At 71.2% G+C, this 18,221-nt stretch carries 9 protein-coding genes and 1 pseudogene; 4 read left to right on the plus strand and 6 right to left on the minus strand.

Going from position 1 to position 18,221, the window contains the following annotated elements; genetic code table 11:
* Positions 1-53 precede the first annotated feature (53 nt).
* The 3 genes from FHS42_RS23525 (at position 54) to FHS42_RS23535 (ending at position 6,191) form a co-directional block, all read left to right on the plus strand.
* Positions 54-2,303: a bifunctional serine/threonine-protein kinase/ABC transporter substrate-binding protein gene (locus FHS42_RS23525; protein ID WP_184575106.1), complete on the plus strand. Its 2,250-nt coding sequence runs from the start codon at positions 54-56 to the stop codon at positions 2,301-2,303.
* 2 nt (positions 2,304-2,305) lie between these two features.
* On the plus strand, positions 2,306-4,537 hold the full coding sequence (locus FHS42_RS23530; RefSeq protein ID WP_184575108.1) for a bifunctional serine/threonine-protein kinase/ABC transporter substrate-binding protein: 2,232 nt from the start codon (positions 2,306-2,308) through the stop codon (positions 4,535-4,537).
* Positions 4,538-4,712: 175 nt separating this feature from the next.
* Entirely contained in the window at positions 4,713-6,191 is a 1,479-nt protein-coding gene (locus tag FHS42_RS23535; protein WP_184575110.1) for an amino acid permease, read from the plus strand.
* A 73-nt stretch (positions 6,192-6,264) separates the two neighbouring features.
* Here the strand turns inward: FHS42_RS23535 and FHS42_RS23540 are convergent, their stop codons facing one another.
* Positions 6,265-8,844: an excinuclease ABC subunit UvrA gene (locus FHS42_RS23540; protein WP_184575112.1), complete on the minus strand. Its 2,580-nt coding sequence runs from the start codon at positions 8,842-8,844 to the stop codon at positions 6,265-6,267.
* A gap of 187 nt (positions 8,845-9,031) precedes the next feature.
* Between FHS42_RS23540 and FHS42_RS23545 the strand changes: the two genes are divergently transcribed.
* Positions 9,032-10,135 carry an aminoglycoside phosphotransferase family protein gene (locus FHS42_RS23545; RefSeq protein WP_246495288.1) on the plus strand — a complete coding sequence of 368 codons (1,104 nt, stop codon included), beginning with the start codon at positions 9,032-9,034 and terminating at the stop codon, positions 10,133-10,135.
* Positions 10,136-10,449: 314 nt separating this feature from the next.
* Here FHS42_RS23545 and FHS42_RS23550 read toward each other — a convergent pair whose 3' ends face one another.
* The 5 genes and pseudogenes from FHS42_RS23550 to FHS42_RS23570 all read right to left on the minus strand — a co-directional run bounded on the left by FHS42_RS23550 (position 10,450) and on the right by FHS42_RS23570 (position 18,113).
* Positions 10,450-12,459 (minus strand): ABC transporter ATP-binding protein, encoded by a 2,010-nt coding sequence (locus FHS42_RS23550; protein ID WP_184575114.1) that lies wholly within the window; start codon positions 12,457-12,459, stop codon positions 10,450-10,452.
* Positions 12,460-12,641: 182 nt separating this feature from the next.
* Positions 12,642-14,393 (minus strand): ABC transporter ATP-binding protein, encoded by a 1,752-nt coding sequence (locus tag FHS42_RS23555; protein ID WP_184575116.1) that lies wholly within the window; start codon positions 14,391-14,393, stop codon positions 12,642-12,644.
* A 275-nt stretch (positions 14,394-14,668) separates the two neighbouring features.
* Positions 14,669-15,571: pseudogene (locus tag FHS42_RS23560) on the minus strand (ABC transporter permease); the annotation flags it as partial.
* Positions 15,568-16,521, minus strand: a complete 954-nt coding sequence (locus FHS42_RS23565; RefSeq protein WP_184575118.1) for an ABC transporter permease — start codon at positions 16,519-16,521, stop codon at positions 15,568-15,570. The pseudogene FHS42_RS23560 and the gene FHS42_RS23565, both read right to left, overlap by 4 nt.
* Positions 16,518-18,113 carry an ABC transporter substrate-binding protein gene (locus FHS42_RS23570; RefSeq protein WP_312867008.1) on the minus strand — a complete coding sequence of 532 codons (1,596 nt, stop codon included), beginning with the start codon at positions 18,111-18,113 and terminating at the stop codon, positions 16,518-16,520. The genes FHS42_RS23565 and FHS42_RS23570 overlap by 4 nt, the downstream gene beginning before the upstream one ends.
* Positions 18,114-18,221: the final 108 nt, after the last annotated feature.

Here is an 18,221-nt window from a genome sequence, read left to right on the forward strand (position 1 = left end):
GCGAAGGCTTGTGGTGACCGCTTCGGTGACCGTGTGGGCAAGGGACCTCACTCATGCAACCGTTACGCTCCGCCGATCCGTCGCGGATCGCCGACCATCGCATCATGGGCCGCCTCGGCGCAGGTGGCATGGGCGTTGTCTACGTCGCCCGCTCCCCTGGGGGTGAGCTGCTCGCCGTCAAGGTGATCCACCCCGAACACGCGAACGACCACGGCTTCCGGGCTCGCTTCCGCCGCGAGGTGGCCGCCGCACGCAAGGTCAGCAGCCGCTGGGCCGTGCCCGTCATCGATGCGGACACCGACGCCGATGCCCCTTGGTTGGCCTCCGCGTACATCGCCGGGCCCGCACTGGGCGAGGCCGTCGCCGCACACGGTCCCCTGCCACCTGACGCGGTGCGTGCCCTGGGCACGATGCTGGCCGAGGCCTTGGAGTCGGTGCACGCGGTGGGGCTCGTCCATCGGGACCTCAAGCCGGGCAATGTGCTGTTGGCACTCGATGGGCCGCGGCTCATCGACTTCGGTATCGCCCGTGCGCTGGACGACACCGTCATCACGACCACCGACATGGTCATCGGCTCGCCCGGCTACCTCTCCCCCGAGCAGGCACAGGCCGCCGGGGCCGCGATCGGGCCGCCAAGCGATGTCTTCTCGCTGGGATGCGTCCTTGCCTACGCGGCCTGCGGCCGGCCGCCGTTTGGCACCGGCGATGCGCCGGCGATGCTCTACCGCACGGTGCACGACCCGGCGGGCCTGGCCGGCGCGCCCGAGGATTTGCTGCCCCTGCTGGAGCGCTGCCTGGCCAAGGACGCGGGACTGCGGCCGACCGCGGCCGAGGTCCGGCGGGAGCTGGCCGATGGCCATCTGCCGGACGGTGGCGGCGACTGGCTGCCGGAGCACCTCGTCCACCTCGTGGCCACCCGCTCCGCCGCAATGCTGGCCCTGCCCGACATCGAACCCACCGCGGTCAGCACGGCACCGCCACCGGACGAAGGCCCCCCAGCGGACGAGGCCGCGCCCGCGAGCGTGGTCGGCGCGACCTCGCGGCGCCGGTTGTTCGCCATCGTTGGGGGCGCAGTGCTTGCCGCCGGCGGTGGCTTCGCCGCCTGGGCCACGCTGAGGGACGACGAAGGCCAAAAGGAAGCGAGCAACACCTCAGGGCTACCGGTGTACGCGATCGGCTTGCACGCGGCCCTGAGCGGCGCACACGCCCCCGCGGGCAACGCCCAGCGCACCGGCGCCCAGTTAGCCATCGACCAGTTCAACGCACGCCGTAACAAGCGGTTCGAGTTACGGCTGGAAACCGCCGACGACGGTGGCCGCCAGGACCGGGCGAGTGCGACGGCCGCCAAGCTGGTCGCCGATCGCTCCGTTCTCGCCGTCATAGGTACCACCACCGACGACACCGCCATCGAGGCCGTCGAGGTCTATGACGAGGCCCTCCTCGCGATGCTGGGAGTCTCCCTCGGCAACCAGCGGCCGAGCGGGGTATCCACTCGCTCACTGCTGCTGACACGACCGAGCGACGCCAGACACGCGCTGCCCATCGGGCCGTATCTGAGCGGCGGGACAAAGACCCGGCGCACCGGTCTCATCGATGACCGCACTGCGGACAACTACAGTTGGATGACCACCCGGGCCGTCGCCGGCGCCCTCCAGGCTCTACAACACCCGGTGGTGCCTCGCGTGTTGCGCTCGCTGTCCACCGACTATCGACCCATCGTGCGCTCCCTGCTCGACCAGCGCGTGGACTCGATCGTCTTCGGCGGCGGGGCGCACGGGGCCGCCGAGGTAGCGCGGGAGTTGCAGCGGGCGGGCTTCACCGGCCCCAAGCTCGCCACCCAGGCCGTGGTCGATCCGCTGTTCCTCAAAGAGGCCGGGGGCGCCGCGGAGGGCTGGCTGCTGACCTCCACCTTCATCGATCCAGTGGCCAAGCCGGAGGCGGCGCGCTTCACCGCGGCGTACCGCAAGCGGTTCAACGCCACCCCACCCGCCACCGCGGTCGAGGCGTACGACGCGGCCAACCTGCTGCTGCGCACCATCGAAGAACTCGTCGGGGACGCCCCCGGCAAAAGCGGCGGCACACCGTCGACGAGCGCAACGCCGGGCGCTGGGCCCGAAAGCGGGCCGCCGACCCGCAAGGCGCTGTTGGCGCGGCTGCGCACGGCGCAGTACGACGGAATCTCCAAGAAGATCGCCTTCACGGCCGAGGACGGTGAGTACGGCTTGCCCGGTGGCACCTTCTTCTACGAGGTCAAGCGCGGACGATTCGTCTTCATCGGCGACGCCGCGGCGGGGACTGCCTAGCCATGGAGGCACTGGGCCCCGCCGATCCGTCATACATCGCCGGCTACCGGCTGCTGCGCCGTCTCGGAGCCGGCGGCATGGGCGTCGTCTATCTCGGCCGCTCCCCCGGCGGCAGCCTGCTGGCCATCAAGGTGATCCTCGCTGACCGGGCCGACGAGCCGTCGTTTAGGGCCCGGTTCCGCCGCGAGGTGGCCGCGGCCCGCCGGGTAAGCAGCCCCTGGACCGCGGCGGTCACCGATGCGGATACCGAGTCCGAGGCGCCCTGGCTGGCCACCGAGTACGTGCCTGGCCCGGCACTCGGCGAGGCCGTTGCCTCGTTCGGGCCGCTGGCCGAGCCGTATGCGCGTCAGCTCGGGGCTCGGCTCTGTGAGGCGCTGGGCGCGGTCCACGCGGCGGACTTGGTGCACCGCGATGTGAAGCCGGGCAACATTTTGTTCGCGCTCGACGGGCCCCGGCTGATCGACTTCGGCATCGCGCGCTCCGCCAACGACACGGCGCTGACCGGCCTCGACATGGTCATCGGCTCCCCCGGCTTCCTCTCGCCCGAGCAGGCACAGGCACGCGGGCCGGGCGTGGGGCCAGCGAGCGATGTGTTCTCGCTCGGCTGTGTGCTGGCCTTCGCGACCAGCGGGCGGCGGCCGTTTGGAACGGGCTCACCGGCGGCGATGCTGTACCGCACCGTGCACGGCCCAGCCGATATGCGGGGCGTGCCCGATGGGCTGCTGGCGCTCCTCACCACCTGCCTGGCGAAGGACCCTGCGCACCGGCCCGGCACGCAGGAGCTACGTGAACACCTCACGGCGGGCCTGGCCTGGTCTGGCCATGACACGCCGTGGCTGCCCCGGCCGGTGATCCGGCTCATCGCGGAGCGTTCGGCGGCCATGCTGGCGCTGCCCGGCATCGATGCCACCGTGGTCAGCCCGAGTGGCGCGCTGGGCGGCGCGAGTGCGCAGGGTGAGCGGGCGCACGCGCCCGGCGGCGGGGGTGGCGCGCAGGGGCCAAGTCGCCGCAGGTGGCTGACCGCCGCGTCGGCCGGTGGAGTGCTCGCGGTGAGCGGTGGCATCGGTGCCTGGGCGGCGCTGCGGGGCGGCGAGCCCGCGACGGCGGACACCAGGGCGGCCAGCGGTCCGCGCTACACCCTCGCCGTCCACGCGGACCTGTCCGGGCCCGGCGCCGCGCTGGGTCGGGCGCAGGAACGGGGCGCGCAACTGGCGGTCGCGCAGTTCAACGCGCGCGAGGACCGGCCGTTCACGCTCGCGCTGCGGGTAGTGGACGACGGCGGGAGCCCGGACCGCGCGAAGAGCGTCGCACGGCGGCTGTGTGACGATCCGAAGGTGCTGGCCGTCATCGGCCCGACGAGCGACGAAACCCTCATCGCCGTCGCCCCGACGTACAGCGACGGGCAACTCGCCGTGGTGAGCGTCTCGGTCGGCACGGACAAGGTGACGCACCTGGAGTGCCGCAGCTACCTGGCCAGCAGGCCAAGCGACGGGAGTCTGATCGTCCCGCTGCTCGCCCATGTCGCCCATCGCACCCGGCCACGCGATGCGGCGCGGGGCACCGTGGTTGGCCTCATCGACGACCGCAACGCCGGCGAGCACAGTTGGAAGGCCATCCAAGGCATGCACGGCGCCCTGCGGGGCAGCGGCCTGCCCACGCCACCGCGCACCGTCACCATTCCGCGCGGCTCCGGGGACGTTCGTTCCCCGGTGGCCGAGTTGCTGGCCGCGAAGGTGGACGCGGTGATGTACGGGGGGCTGCTGGCGGGCGCCATCCCGCTCGCCAAGGAGTTGCACCGGGTAAATTTCCAGGGTGATCGGCTCGCGCTGCAACCCGCGCTGGAGCCGGCGTTCCTGCGCAGGGCCGGCGCTGCGGCGAACGGCTGGCTCATCAGCTCCTGTTTCACCGACGCCACCGCGCACCCACAAGCACGGCCGTTCGCCGCGGCGTACCGCCAGCGCTACGGGGCCGCCCCGCCGCGCTACGCGGCAGAAGCGTACGACGTGGTGGGCTATGTGGCGCGCGGACTACGGGAACTTGGGGTCTCGGGAGCCGAGCGGGAGTCGCTGGTCAGACGGCTACCGAAGGTGTCACACCAGGGGGTTACCAAGGAGATCCGGTTCGAGCCGGACACGGCCGTACTGGGGGACCAGGGACTGTTCCTCTTCCGAGTGGACCTGGGGCGCTTTCGTTTTCTGGGCGAGTACCGGCGGGTCACCGGCGCGGGAGCGTAAGGGCAACGGCACCGCGCCAGAACGCCCTCTGACGGGGGCGGAAGAGGTCCGTGGGGAAGGCGCCGGTGCGGGGCGGGGCGGAGGCGAAGGAAATTCGAACGGAGCGCCGTCTTTCTTCGCCGCCCGCGCTGGGCCATCATGATCCGCCGTCAGCTGTCGGCGGAGAGGACACATCATGGCCAGACTCCGACCAGGGCACGGCGTACTGCGTCGCAAACCCATCGCGAGCATCGAAGAAACCGAAGGCCACGCCAGCGAACAACTCACCCGAAGTCTGGGCCTGTGGCAACTCACCGCCATCGGTGTCGGCGGCATCATCGGCGCGGGGATCTTCACACTGGCGGGCACCGTCGCCAACGGGACGGCCGGACCCGCCGTATTGATCTCGTTCCTCATCGCCGGGGTGGCGAGCGCGGCGGCTGCCTTTTCCTACGCGGAATTCGCCGGCCTCATCCCGAAAGCGGGCTCTGCCTACACCTATGGCTACGCGGTCCTTGGGGAGTTGGTGGGCTGGTTCATCGGCTGGGACCTGCTTCTCGAATACACGGCGATCATCGCGGTCGTGGCAATCGGCATCTCCGGCTACTTCTCCTTCCTAGTGGGGGAGATGGGGGCCGACTTGCCGAACTGGATGCTGGGCGCACCGGGTACGGGCGGCGGCCATAAAGTCGATTTGTTCGCGGTGGTACTCTGCCTCTTCGTGGCGTATCTGCTGAACCTCGGCATCAAAAGCGCGGCCCGGTTCGAAATGGTCGTGGTGGTGCTGAAGGTGCTGGTAGTGCTCCTCGTCATCGTGGTGGGCTTCTTCCATATCGACACCGGAAACTATTCGCCGTTCTTCCCGTATGGAGTCGGGGGCGCATTCACCGGCGCGGCAACGGTCTTTTTCGCCGTATTCGGTTATGACGCAATGAGCACGGCAGCGGAGGAATCCAAGGACTCGCAGCGCCATATGCCCAAGGCGATCCTGTATTCGCTCGCCATTTCGATGGTGCTGTATGTATTGGCCTGCCTTGTATTGACGGGTATGCAGAACTACACGAAGGTGGACCCAAAAAGCGGATTCTCCACGGCGTTCAAGTCCGTGGGGCTCGGCGGACTCGCCGATGTCATCGCGGTCGGCGCGATCATCGGCATCCTCACCGTGATGTTCACTTTCATGCTGGGAGTAACACGGGTGTGGTTCGCCATGAGTCGGGACGGGCTGCTCCCCAAGTGGTTCGCCAAGACGCATCCCACCCGGCGGGTGCCGACCCGGGTCACCTGGATCGTGGGCTTCGCATCGGCCGGGATCGCCGGATTCGTCAAGATCGGTGAGGCCGCGGAGCTGACGAACATCGGTATTTTGCTGGCGTTCGCGGTGGTGTGTGTGGCAGTGATCGTGCTCCGGTACCGGCGGCCCGACCTACCGCGCACCTTCCGTTGCCCCGGCATGCCGCTCGTGCCGCTGATCGGCGTGGGTGCCTCCATCTGGCTGACGACCTATCTCCAGTGGCAGACCTGGGTGCGCTTCGCGGCCTGGTTCGCGCTCGGCCTGGTCATCTACTTCGCGTACTCCTACCGGCACTCCGAGCTGGCGAAGTCTGCGGTGCCCCCGTCCGGCGGCACCAAGCCGGCCGGTTCAACGGGCCCGGACGGGCACGGTTCGGCCTGATCCGTCTGGTGTGGTCGGGTGCCGTGGCCTCGTCGGCGGTGCGTTCGTCGGCGAGGCCACACGCCGAGCGGCGTCACCCGTGCAGCGCCGCCGCCAGGTAGGGGGCCGTCACGCTGGTCTGGGCCGCGGCGACGTCCGCCGGGGGCCCTGCGGCCACGATGTGCCCCCCTTGTTCGCCGCCACCGGGCCCCAGATCGATGACCCAGTCGGCCCCGGCCGCAACGGCCATATCGTGTTCGACCACGAAGACGGAGCTGCCCGCGTCCACGAGGCCATGCAACTGCCGTAGCAGCAGTGCCGTGTCGGCCGGATGCAGCCCGGTGGTGGGCTCGTCCAGCAGGTATACGGTGTGCCCCCGGTGCGCCCGCTGGAGTTCGGTGGCCAGCTTGATGCGCTGCGCCTCACCGCCGGACAGCTCGGTGGCGGGCTGGCCAAGTCGCAGATAGCCAAGCCCCACTTCGCGCAGCGCCCGCAGCCCGCGCAGCGCGGCGGGCACATCGGCGAGGAAGTCGGCCGCGGCCTCGACCGTCAGCTCCAAGACGTCGGCGATGGTGGCGCCCCGGTAGGTGATCTCCAGCGTCTGCGGGTTGTAGCGGGCCCCATGGCAGGCCGTGCAGGGCGCGTACGTACCGGGCAGGAAGAGCAGTTCCACGGCGACGAATCCCTCCCCCTGGCAGGTCTCGCAGCGCCCGCTGGCGACGTTGAAGGAGAACCGGCCCGCATGGTAGCCGCGTGCGCGGGCCTCGTCGGTGGCGGCGAAGACCTTGCGTACGGCGTCGAACAGGCCCGTGTACGTAGCCAGGTTGGAGCGCGGTGTGCGGCCGATGGGGCGCTGGTCGATGCGGATCAGCCGGTCCACGGCCGCCAGCCCGCTGGCCGCCGGGAGCCGCACCGGTGCGTCGTCGGGCGCTTGCCCTTGCGCGGATGCGGATTGCGGCTCCGGGTCCGCCTGGTCGGTCCCCTCCAGCACGCCACCGAGATGATCGGTCAACACCTCCGCGAGCACCTGGGTGATCAGGGTGGACTTGCCCGAGCCGGAGACTCCGGTCACGGCGGTGAACACACCGAGCGGCAACTCCACGTCGAGGCCCCGCAGATTGTGCCGGCGTACGCCCCGTAAGCCGAGCCATCCGGAGGGTGTGCGGGGCGTACGGGCCGGCGCACTGGGCGCGTCGGGGAAGACGAACGCGCGGGTGACGGACTCGGTGACCTCCGCAAGCCCGGCCACCGGGCCGCTGTAGAGCACCCGGCCACCGTGCTCACCGGCCCGCGGCCCGACATCCACCACCCAGTCAGCGCGCCGTACGACATCCAGCTCGTGCTCGACGACGAACAGCGAGTTCCCGGCTTCCTTGAGCCGGTCGAGCACCGTCAGCAGGGCGGCGCTGTCGGCGGGATGCAGCCCCGCGGACGGCTCGTCCAGTACGTACACGACACCGAAGAGACCGGATCGCAACTGGGTGGCGAGCCTGAGTCGTTGGAGCTCGCCCGCCGAGAGAGTGGGGGTCGGGCGGTCCATGCTGAGGTAGCCCAGACCGAGTTCGGTCAGCACCTCGATCCGGGCCATGAGGTCGCGGGCGAGCGTCGCGGCGACCTCGGCTGCGATGCCGTCCAGCCCGGTGGGGGCCTGGATGGCGGGGGCCGAGGTGGTGGGGGCAGTGATGGGGGCGGTGTGCTGGGCGGCTTGGCCTGCGTGCTCGGTGGCCGGCGTGGTGGGTTCGGCGGCCGGGCGCAGGGCCTGGGCCAGTTTGTCGAGTGGGAGTGCGGCCAGCTCGGCGATGTTGTGGCCGGCGAAGGTGACCGCCAGCGCCTCGGGCCGCAGCCTGCGGCCGGCGCAGATCGGGCAGTTGGCGCTGACCAGAAACTGGCGCACCCTTCTGCGGAGCGTCTCGCTCTTGGAGTCGGCGAAGGTGTGCAGCACATAGCGCTTGGCGCTCATGTATGTGCCCTGGTAAGGGCGTTGGATGCGTGTCGCGTCGCGTACCGGATGAACGGTGACCACCGGCTGCTCATCGGTGAACAAGATCCACTCGCGTGCCTCGGGCGGCAGCTCGCGCCAGGGCTTGTCGGTGTCGTGGCCGAGCGCCGCGAGGATGTCACGGAGGTTCTTACCCTGCCAGGCGCCCGGCCAGGCGGCGATGGCCCCTTGTCGAATGCTCAGGTCAGGGTCGGGCACCAGCGACTGTTCGGTGACATGGTGCACCCGGCCGAGCCCATGGCACTCGGGACAAGCCCCGGTGGCGGTGTTGGGCGAGAACGCGTCGGAGTCCAGGCGTTCGCTCGTGGCCTGCGGGTAGGTCCCGGCGCGGGAGAAGAGCATCCGCAGAGAGTTCGACAGCGTGGTGACGGTGCCGACGGAGGAGCGGGTGGTGGGCGCGGAGCGCCGCTGCTCCAGCGCGACGGCGGGCGGCAGTCCGGTGATCTCCTCCACCTTGGGCGCACCGACCTGCTGGATCAGGCGCCGGGCGTACGGGGCGACGGACTCGAAGTAGCGGCGCTGGGCCTCGGCGTACAGGGTGGAAAAAGCCAGCGACGACTTACCGGAGCCGGATACTCCGGTGAAGACAACGAGGGAGTCGCGGGGAATGTCCACGGCCACGTTGCGGAGGTTGTGCTCGCGGGCGCCGCGCACCCGCACGAACGAGTCGGTCATCCCTCCATGATCGGCCCCGCCTCCGACATCGCGACGCGGGGGCCGCCTGTGGCCGTGGCGCGGTGCGCGGGCGCGCCGGGGCTGGCACCGGGGCGGATACGGCGGGCCCTGGACGTCATCGATTGTCAGCCATCGGGCCGAAAAAACCTCCGCGCCTTCGTCCGCACTTCCGGCTTACGCTGCCGACATGCCGCCCTCGTCAGCACCGGACGCCTTAGCATCCGCCACCACCTCATCCCCCGCCGTGGAGGCCGGGGGCCTTAGCGTCGCGGCGCCCCACGCGCCGATCGCGCCCACCATGCCGATCGAATCCGCTCCCTCGCCCCGAGTCGCTACGCCCAGCGCCGCCGGCCCGGCCGATGCCGCGCTGGTCCCACCCGGTTTGCCCGTGGTCACCGAGATGTCCAAGACCGCGTCCGGCCGCACCTGGCTCGCGGGGCTGCCCGCGTTGATCGGGGAGTTCCGGGACCGCTGGTCGCTGCGTCTTGGTCCGCCGATCCACGGGGGAAGCTGCTCGTGGGTGGCGCCCGCGACGCTGCCCGGCGGCGGCGCTGCGGTGCTGAAGCTCACCTGGCCGCACCGCGAGGCGTCCGGCGAGGCAGCGGGGCTGCGGAGCTGGGACGGCAACGGCGCGGTGCGGCTGCTCGCCGCCGACTCCGGACGGTACGCACTGCTCGTCGAGCGCTGCACTCCAGGCATCGAGTTGGGCGACGCGGCCCACGTGCCAACCGAGGCGCGGCTGACGGCGGCGGCCGAGCTGCTGAACGGTCTGTGGTCCGCGCCGCCGCCCACCAACAGCGGACTGGAGCGGGTCGCGGCGGTGGCGAGCGAGTGGGCCAGGCAGGTGGAGGAGCGCATGACCCGGCTCACGCCCGGCTATGACCCCGCGCTGGTGGCGATCGGCGTGAAGCTGCTGCGTACCCTGCCCGGGACCGCCATGCGTGAGGTCGTGGTGCACGGCGACCTCAACCCGGGCAACGTGCTTGCCGCCGGGCGGCGGCCCTGGTTGGCCATCGACCCCAAGCCGATGGTCGGCGATCCGGCGTATGACGCGTGGCCGCTACTCACGCAGTTGGACGAGCCATTCGAGCTCGCCGATCCGCGACCGGTGCTCGCCGACCGGTACGCCTTGGTCGCCGACGTGGTGGGCGAGGACGCACGGCGGCTCCTCGCCTGGTCCGTGGCGCGGGCGGTGGAGAGCGCCCTGTGGTTCGCCGCCATGGGCGAGATCGCGGACGGCGCGGAGGAGATGGCACAGGCGAGGACGCTGGCAGGGCTGGCGGGCCTGTAGCGCGTCGCGTGGCGCGTCGTGTGGCGCCCACGGCTCGGTGGCTGACACGCACCCATACGGGAGCCGCGGGCCGTTCACACGGGAGCCGCGGGCCAGTCACACGGGAACCGCGCATCCGCGCGCCACACCGCACCCCGGCCCCGTACACCCACACACCCGTACACCCGTGAGCCGGTGCCGTACGCCGCCCTCGTACGACGCCGGCGCCGGCACTGCGACCTCGTACGCCGATGCCCTCCGCGTCACGGTGACGGGGAGGGCATCGGCGTGGTGGCACGGGCCGGGCGCAGTGGCCCGTGACCGGCGGCGGGCGCTCACCCGGCCGCCGCGGTCAGCGGCGCCGGCGCACCGCTGGGGCCTTCGGCGCCGGCGGGCGCCCCGGCAGCCGGCTTCGTGTCCGTGCTCATGCCCGCGTCCGTGCTCATGCTCGTGCCCGCGTTCGCGTTCGCGTTCGCGTCCGTGTCCGTGTCTGCGAACTGGGTGCGGTAGAGCTGCTCATACCGACCGTGTTGGGCCAGCAGTTCCGCGTGGGTGCCGCGCTCCACGATCCGACCACCCTCCACCACCAAGATCAGGTCGGCCGCCCGGACGGTGGACAGCCGGTGGGCGATGACCACGGCGGTCCTGCCCTCAAGGGCCTCGGCCAGCGCCTCCTGCACGGCCGCCTCCGACGTGGAGTCCAGGTGCGCGGTGGCCTCGTCGAGGATGACCACCTGGGGCCGGGCAAGGAGCAGCCTGGCGATGGTCAGACGCTGGCGCTCGCCGCCGGAGAGCCGGTAGCCGCGCTCGCCGACGATGGTGTCGAGCCCATCGGGGAGAGCGGCGATCAGGCCGTCGAGCCGGGACCGGCGCAGCACGTCCCACAGGTCGTCATCGGTGGCGGCGGGCCGAGCCAGCAGCAAATTGGCGCGGATGGACTCGTGGAAGAGGTGCCCGTCCTGGGTGACCATGCCGATGGTGTCGCGCACCGAGTCGGCGGTCAGGTCGCGTACGTCCACGCCGCCGAGGCGTACCGCTCCGCCGTCCACGTCGTAGAGCCGGGGCAGGATCTGGGCGATGGTGGACTTGCCAGCGCCGGACGATCCGACCAGGGCGACCATCTGGCCCGGCTCGGCCCGGAAGGACACCTGGTGCAGCACCTGCTCGCCGCCTCGGGTGTCGAGGGTGGCGACCTCTTCGAGAGAGGCGAGGGAGACCTTGTCCGCAGACGGGTAAGCGAAGTCCACTGCGTCGAACTCGACCGACGCCGGCCCGTCAGGCAGCACGCGGGCGTCCGGCTTCTCGGCGATCAGCGGCTTCAGGTCGAGCACCTCAAAGACCCGCTCAAAGCTCACCATGGCGCTCATGACCTCTACCCGGGCGCTGGCCAGGGCGGTCAGCGGGGCATAGAGGCGGGTCAGCAACAGGGCGAGGGCAACAACGGCGCCCGGGTCGAGCGTGCCACGCAGTGCGTAGTAGCCGCCGAGCCCGTAGACGATGGCGAGGGCGAGCGCTGAAACCATGGTCAGGGCCGTCATGAACACCGTCTGCACCATCGCGCTGCGCACCCCGATGTCCCGCACCCGCCGGGCCCGTGCCGCGAACGCGGCCGACTCCTCCGCCGGGCGGCCGAACAGCTTCACCAAGGTGGCGCCAGGCGCCGAGAACCGCTCGGTCATCTGGGTGCTCATCGCTGCGTTGTGGCCCGCAGCCTCCCGCTGGAGGCGGGCCAGCCTGGCGCCCATGCGACGGGCGGGCAGTACGAAGATCGGCAGCAGGACGAGCGCCAGCAGGGTGACCTCCCAAGAGAGGCTGAGCATGACGCCGAGCGTCAGGAGCAGCGTCACCACATTGCTCACCACGCCCGAGAGCGTGTCGCTGAAGGCCCGCTGAGCACCGATCACGTCGTTGTTGAGCCGACTCACCAGCGCCCCGGTGCGGGTCCTGGTGAAGAAGGCGATCGGCAGCCGCTGCACATGGTCGTAGACCGCGGTCCGCAGATCGAGGATCAGCCCCTCGCCGATACGGGACGAGAACCAGCGCTGGATGACGCCGAGCCCGGCCTCGGCCACCGCGATGAAGGCGATCGACACGGCGAGCCAGACGACCTTGCTCGTGGCGTCGCCTTCCACGATGGCGTTGACCACCCGTCCTGCGATGACCGGTGTGGCGACCGCGAGGGCCGCGGTCACCACGCTCAGCACCAGGAATCTGATCAGCAGCGAGCGGTGTGGGCGGGCGAACCGTGCGATGCGCAGCAGGGCGGCCTTGGAGAACGGACGCTTGTCGTTCTTGGCGTTCATCACATGGTGCAGTGATGTCCAGGCGGTGACTTCCATGTCCATGGGGACTCCTCGGTGGTGGTGCACCGCCTGATCAGCGGCTCCAGAGGAACGTACGACTTAAACAAACGTTTAAGTCAACCTTCCGGAGCCGCCACCTCCCCCAGGGCCCATGTCTGTCTCGGTCCCGCTGCCCCCGTCGTCCCCGGTTTCCCGCCCTCGCCCATACGACGGCGGGTATGGCGCTACGGGGACACGGGGTGTTCCGTGGCATCCGCCGGTGCCGCGGGGCCGAGCCCGTACGCCCGGCTGGCCGCGACGAGCGAGGCCGTGAAGGAATGCCGGGGCGCGGTGAGCACCTGCCGCGCCGATCCGCTTTCTACGATCTCGCCCGCGTCGAGCACGGCCACCCGATGGGCCAGCGCGGCCGTCTCCAGGTCGTGTGTGATGAGCACCAATGCCAGATCGCTGCGCTCGCGCAGCAACGTCACCAGGAGCTCCAAAATGCCGCGCCGGGTGACGGTGTCCAGGCCCGAGGTGATCTCGTCGCACAGCAGCACCCGCGGTCTGGCGAGCAACGCGCGGGCAAGCGCCGCACGTTGCAGCTCCCCACCGGAGAGCTGACCGGGGCGCCGCGCCGCGAGCTGCGCGCCGATGCCGGTCTCGGCGAGCGTCGCGGCAGCTTCCTCGTGCGCGGCCTGTGGATCGACGCCGCGCAGCCGTACGGCCGTGCGCGCCACCTGGTCAAGGACCGGTCGATACTCATCGAAGGCGGCGTGGGCGTCCTGGAAGACGTACTGCACGGCGGCCAGTTGCGCCCGTGAGCGCTCCCGCAGGCTGCGCGGCAGCGCGGCGCCGTCGAGCCGCACCTCCCCCTCGTACGAGCGATGCAGCCCGGCCACGCACCGCGCCAGGGTGGTCTTGCCGCTGCCCGACCGGCCCACCACGGCCAGACACTCCCCCGGGCTGACGGCGAGTTCGGCATCCCGCAGCACGGCAACGGTGCCGCGGCGCCCGGTGGCACGGTGCCGGGCGGTGAGGCCGCGCACGGTGAGCGCCCCCGGTGCCGCCTCTTCGGGCGGCCACTGGCTGGACGCCACGGCTGCCGCAGGGCCCGTCGCGCGGCCCGGCGTAGCGGCCGGGATCTGTGCCGGGCCTGCTTCCTCGCCAGCGGCTCGCTGCGGTGCCCCCTCGACATGTGCAGGGGGCGGGGCGGTACGGGCCGTGGCGGCCGGCCCCAGCCGGTCATCGGCGGCCACCGGCAACGTGGCCAGGAGCTCCCGGGTCCAGGGGTGCTGGGGGTCGGCCCAGAGCCTGGCGGCCGGGCCGTGCTCGACGACGCGGCCCTCGCACATGACGAAGACCTCATCCGCCAACTCCCGCACGACGTCCAGGTCATGGCTGAGGAGCACCAGGGCGATGCCGCGGCGGGCCACGGCCGCCAGTTCCCCGACCACCCGGCGTTTGGTCAGCGCGTCCTGCCCCGTGGTGGGCTCGTCGGCGACGATGACGCGCGCGCCGAGCAGCAGCGCCTGAGCCAGTACCACGCGCTGTTGCTGACCACCGGAGAGTTGGTGCGGATAGCGCCTGATCACCTCGGCCCCGTCCGGGAGCTGGGCCGATTCCAGGGCGTGCAGAACGCTTGCGCGGGCCGCGGCCCGACGCTGGCCACGCGGCAGGTCACGCACCTGCCCGCGGGCGATGTCCGCGAGCAGGGCGCCCACCCGGCGAGCCGGGTTGAGCACGGCCGCGGGGTGCTGCGGCACATAGCCCACCAGCCCTTCGGCCACCCGGACCTCGCCGGTGACGGTTGCGCCTGCCGGATGCTCACCGAGCAGGGCCAGGCCCGTGGTGGTTTTGCCGCTGCCGGATGCGCCCACCAACGCGGTCACCTGGCCCGAACGCGCCCGTAGGCTCACGCCGTCCACGATGGCCCGACCCGCCACCTCGATCCGCAGGTCCCTGACCTCGGCAACGGTCTGTGCATCGACGCTCACCTGTGCTTCTCCTCTCTTCCGGCCGGGCCGTCCGGAGGATCATGGGCCGGGGCATCGGCGGGGTCATGGGCGCAGGCCCCGGCAGGGTCATGGGCAGGGGCATCGACAGGGGCGCCCGGTGGCTGGGCACCATCGCCGGTGGCGGCGTCGGGGCCCGGGGTGCCTTCGGCGTGACTGCCATGCCCCCTGCCGGCACTGCCACCGCTGCCGCTGCCGCTGCTGCCGCCACCGCGCCGGTCCTTGCGGGTGGCCCGCCGGGCGGCCAAGGCCGTGCGCCGAGCACGCCGGGTGCGCCGCCGGGTGGCGGGCGGTGCGAGCGCCGCGTCGAACAGCAGGTTCGTGCCCATCGACAGCGCCACGATCAATAGCGCGGGCACCACGACCGCCCACGGCTGGATGAACAGCCCGGTGCGGTTACGGTCCACCATCACGGCCCAGTCGGCGGCGTCGGGCTCGACGCCCACGCCGAGGAACGCCGCCGTCGCCACCAGGTACAGCACGCCCGTCAGGCGTACGCCCGCGTCGGCGGCGAGGGTACGTCGCATCGAGCGGCCGACGTACCCGATGGCGATCCGCCGCCAGGTCTCGCCCTGCATCCGCAGCGCCTCCACGGCCGGGCGGGAGGCGGCCTCCGCCGCCGATGCCCGAACGATGCGTGCGGCGTCGGGGATGTTGACCAGCGCCACCAGGAGGGCAAGCCCGGCGGCCCCCGGCGTGTATACGGAGGCGACCAGCAGTACGAGTAGCAGCGACGGGATGGCGAGCAGCACGTCCAGCGGTCGCATCAGCACCTCCTCCAGCCAGCCTCGATGGGTGAGGGCCGCGGCGAGGCCGATCGGCAGGGCGACGGCGTAGGCGAGCACGGTCGCCGACAGGGCGACGAGCACCACCGAATGGCCGCCGAGCAGCACCTGACGCCATACGTCGCGGCCGACGAAGTCGGTTCCGAGCCAGTGGCCGTCGCCAACGGTGAAGGAGACCCCGCGATCTCCCGCGTCCCCCGCGAACAGCGGCCCGAGCAGGGCGAGCAGCAGGGGCAGCGCGACGATGAGCAGGCCGAGCAGAAACCGGCCGGGTGCCAACTTGCGCGGCGCGCCGCGCCCTTGAGCCGAGGGTTCGGTTCCCGGGGCCGCCGGCGTACGGGCGGTGTCCGGCCCTGTGGTGGCGAGCGGGTTCATGCGGCCACCCCCGTGCGGGGTGCGAAGCGGTGTGCGACCAGGTCGGCGGCGAGGTTGAGCACCACCGCGATTAGGCCGAAGATCACCGCGAGGCCCTGCACCACCGGCACGTCACGGGCGGCTACCGCGTCCATGAGCACCGTGCCGAGGCCAGGAATGATGAACAGGGCCTCGACGACGATGACGCCGCACAGCAACCAGTCAACGGTACGGGCGAGTTGCTGGGCCGCGGGAGCCACCGCGTTGGGCAGCGCGTGCGCGTAGCGGACTCTGGCCCCACTGACCCCGTAGCGGCGGGCTTGCGCGGCGTACGGGGCGGACAGTGCGTCGATCATGCCGGCCCGTACGAGTCGGCTGATGGAGCACACCGGCCGCGAGAGCAGCACGATCACGGGCAGTACCAGGACCGCGGGATGGCTCGCTAGATCGGTGCCGTAGCCAACGGCGGTGGGCGGCAACCAGTCCAGGCGTAGCGCGAAGACGGTGACCAGGAGCACGCCGAAGGCGAATTCGGGCACGGCGTACACGCCGAGCGTCACCGAGCTGATGAGCCGGTCGGCGGCGCCGCCCTCACGGCGTGCGGCGAGCACGCCGAGCCCGACCGCTACCGGGATCAGCAGCGCCACCGTAAGCCCAGCCAGTAGCAGCGTGGGGCCGAACCCATCGGAGAGGTAGTCGGCGACGGGCCGTCCGGAGGCCAGCGAGGTGCCGAAGTCACCGTGGAGCAGGCCGGCCGCCCAGTCCCCGAGCCGTTCGATGGCGGGCCGGTCCAGGTCCATCGCCTCGCGGATCTGCTTGATCCGCTCCGGGTCGGGGTTGTCGGCGGCCAGCGCGACGGCGGCGTCGCCCGGCAGCGCCTCGGTGAGCGCGAAGACCAGCAGCACCACGGCCACGGTCTGTGCGACGCCGAGCAGCAGCCGCCGGGCGAGCCAGGAACGCAGCGAACTCATCCCAGCCATACCGTGTCGAACCGAGCCCAGTCCAGCGTGTTGGCGGGCGCGTCGCGCGCCACGCCGCGCACCTTCTTCGCGGTGCCGACGATCCAGTCAGCGAAGCCCCACACCAGGAAGCCGCCCTCGGTGTGCAGTTGGCGCTGCATGCGCTCGTAGACGGCGGTGCGGGCCTGCTTGTCCCGGGTGGACTGGGCCTGTTGGTAGAGGGCGTCGAAGTCCTTGCGCCGCCAGCGGGTGGCGTTGGTGGAGGAGTCGGTGAGCAGCCGTTGCGAGATGTGTGACTCGATGGGCATGGCGCCCGAGCGGTAGCAGCACAGTGTGCCGGAGTCGAGGATGTCGCTCCAGTACGTGTCCTTGCTGCCGGTCTTCACCTTGATCTTGACGCCGGCCTTGGCTGCCTGGTCGCGGAAGATTCCGGCGGCCTCGGTGAATCCGGCGGCGACGTCGGAGGTGTCCAAGGTGATGCGCAGGTCGTCGGCGCCGGCCTGCTTGAGCAGGTGGCGCGCCCGGTCCAGGTCTTGTTCGCGCTGCGGCAGGCTCTTGGCGTAATACTCGTAGCCCTTGCCGAACAGGTCGTTGCCGATCTCGCCCGCCCCGGACAGCGCGCCGTCCACCAGTTCCTTACGGTCGGCGATCAGGAAGAACGCCTCGCGCACCCGCTTGTCGTCGAACGGCGCCCGGTCGGTCTTCATCGCGAACGCCTGCATGGCGCTGTTGCGCAGCCGCACGATGTCGATCTGTCCCCTGTCCTCGTGGGCGCGCGCGGTGGCGGGGTTCAGCTCGTGCGCGTACTCGATCTGGCCACCGAGCAGCGCGTTGATGCGCGCGGACTCCTCGTTGGCGATGATGAACTCCAGCTCGTCCAGGTGCGGGGCACCCTCCCAGTAGTCGTCGTAGCGGCGCACGGTGCACGAGCGGCCGGCGGCGAAGGAGACGAACCGGAAGGGGCCTGAGCCGATCGGCCGGTCGAACTTCTCGGTGCCGCTGGGAATGATGTACGCGCCGAACGCGGCCAAGATGTTGGGGAACTCGGCGGTGGGCCGCTTGAGCCGGAACTCGATGGTCCGCTGATCGACGGCGCGGCTCGCCTTCAGGTCGATCGGCTCCAGGGATGCCTTGGCGCGGTAGGTCTTGTCGGGGTCGGCGATGCGGCGGTAGCTGAAGAGCACATCGTCTGCGGTGACCGGCTTGCCGTCGTGGAAGGTGGCCTTGCGCAGGGTGACGGTCCAGCGGTCCAACTTCGTGTCCGGCTCCCACTTGGCGGCGAGCCGGGGCTGGGCGGACATGTCGGCGCCGCAGTCGGCGAGCTTGTCGAAGAGGGCCTTGGCGCGGGCCGCGTCGGCGAACAGGTTACTCAAGTGCGGGTCGAGGGTCTCCGCCGTGCCCCCACCGGCGAACGCGGCACGCAGCCGCCCGCCACGCTTCGGCTTGCCGTCTGCGCCCGAGGAGCCGCCTTCGCTGGAGGAGCCGCCGCAACCGGTGAGCGCGAGGGCGCCGAGCCCGGCCGCTGCGCCGACGGCGAGAAAGCCACGGCGCTGCAAGGCGGGGAACGCGGGAGCAGAGCGGTCGTGCTGAGCGGGTTCGGTCACTGGGGACTCCTTTTGCATGGTGTGCAGGTGCGGGTTGGTGCAGGTGCGTGGTGGGGCGAAAGGGGGAGCGTAGGGGGACGGGTGGGACGTCTACGAAGGCCAGGAGGA

Source organism: Streptomyces zagrosensis (genome assembly GCF_014203645.1).
Classification (GTDB): Bacteria; Actinomycetota; Actinomycetes; order Streptomycetales; family Streptomycetaceae; genus Streptomyces; species Streptomyces zagrosensis.

Excerpts from the sequence above, each read along its gene's own strand:
- FHS42_RS23540 (WP_184575112.1), bottom strand. The coding sequence starts at position 8,844 with ATGACCGACTCGTTCGTGCGGGTGCGCGGCGCCCGCGAGCACAACCTC.
- FHS42_RS23565 (WP_184575118.1), bottom strand. The coding sequence starts at position 16,521 with ATGAGTTCGCTGCGTTCCTGGCTCGCCCGGCGGCTGCTGCTCGGCGTC.
- FHS42_RS23550 (WP_184575114.1), bottom strand. The coding sequence starts at position 12,459 with ATGGACATGGAAGTCACCGCCTGGACATCACTGCACCATGTGATGAAC.
- FHS42_RS23535 (WP_184575110.1), top strand. The coding sequence starts at position 4,713 with ATGGCCAGACTCCGACCAGGGCACGGCGTACTGCGTCGCAAACCCATC.
- FHS42_RS23525 (WP_184575106.1), top strand. The coding sequence starts at position 54 with ATGCAACCGTTACGCTCCGCCGATCCGTCGCGGATCGCCGACCATCGC.
- FHS42_RS23545 (WP_246495288.1), top strand. The coding sequence starts at position 9,032 with ATGCCGCCCTCGTCAGCACCGGACGCCTTAGCATCCGCCACCACCTCA.
- FHS42_RS23530 (WP_184575108.1), top strand. The coding sequence starts at position 2,306 with ATGGAGGCACTGGGCCCCGCCGATCCGTCATACATCGCCGGCTACCGG.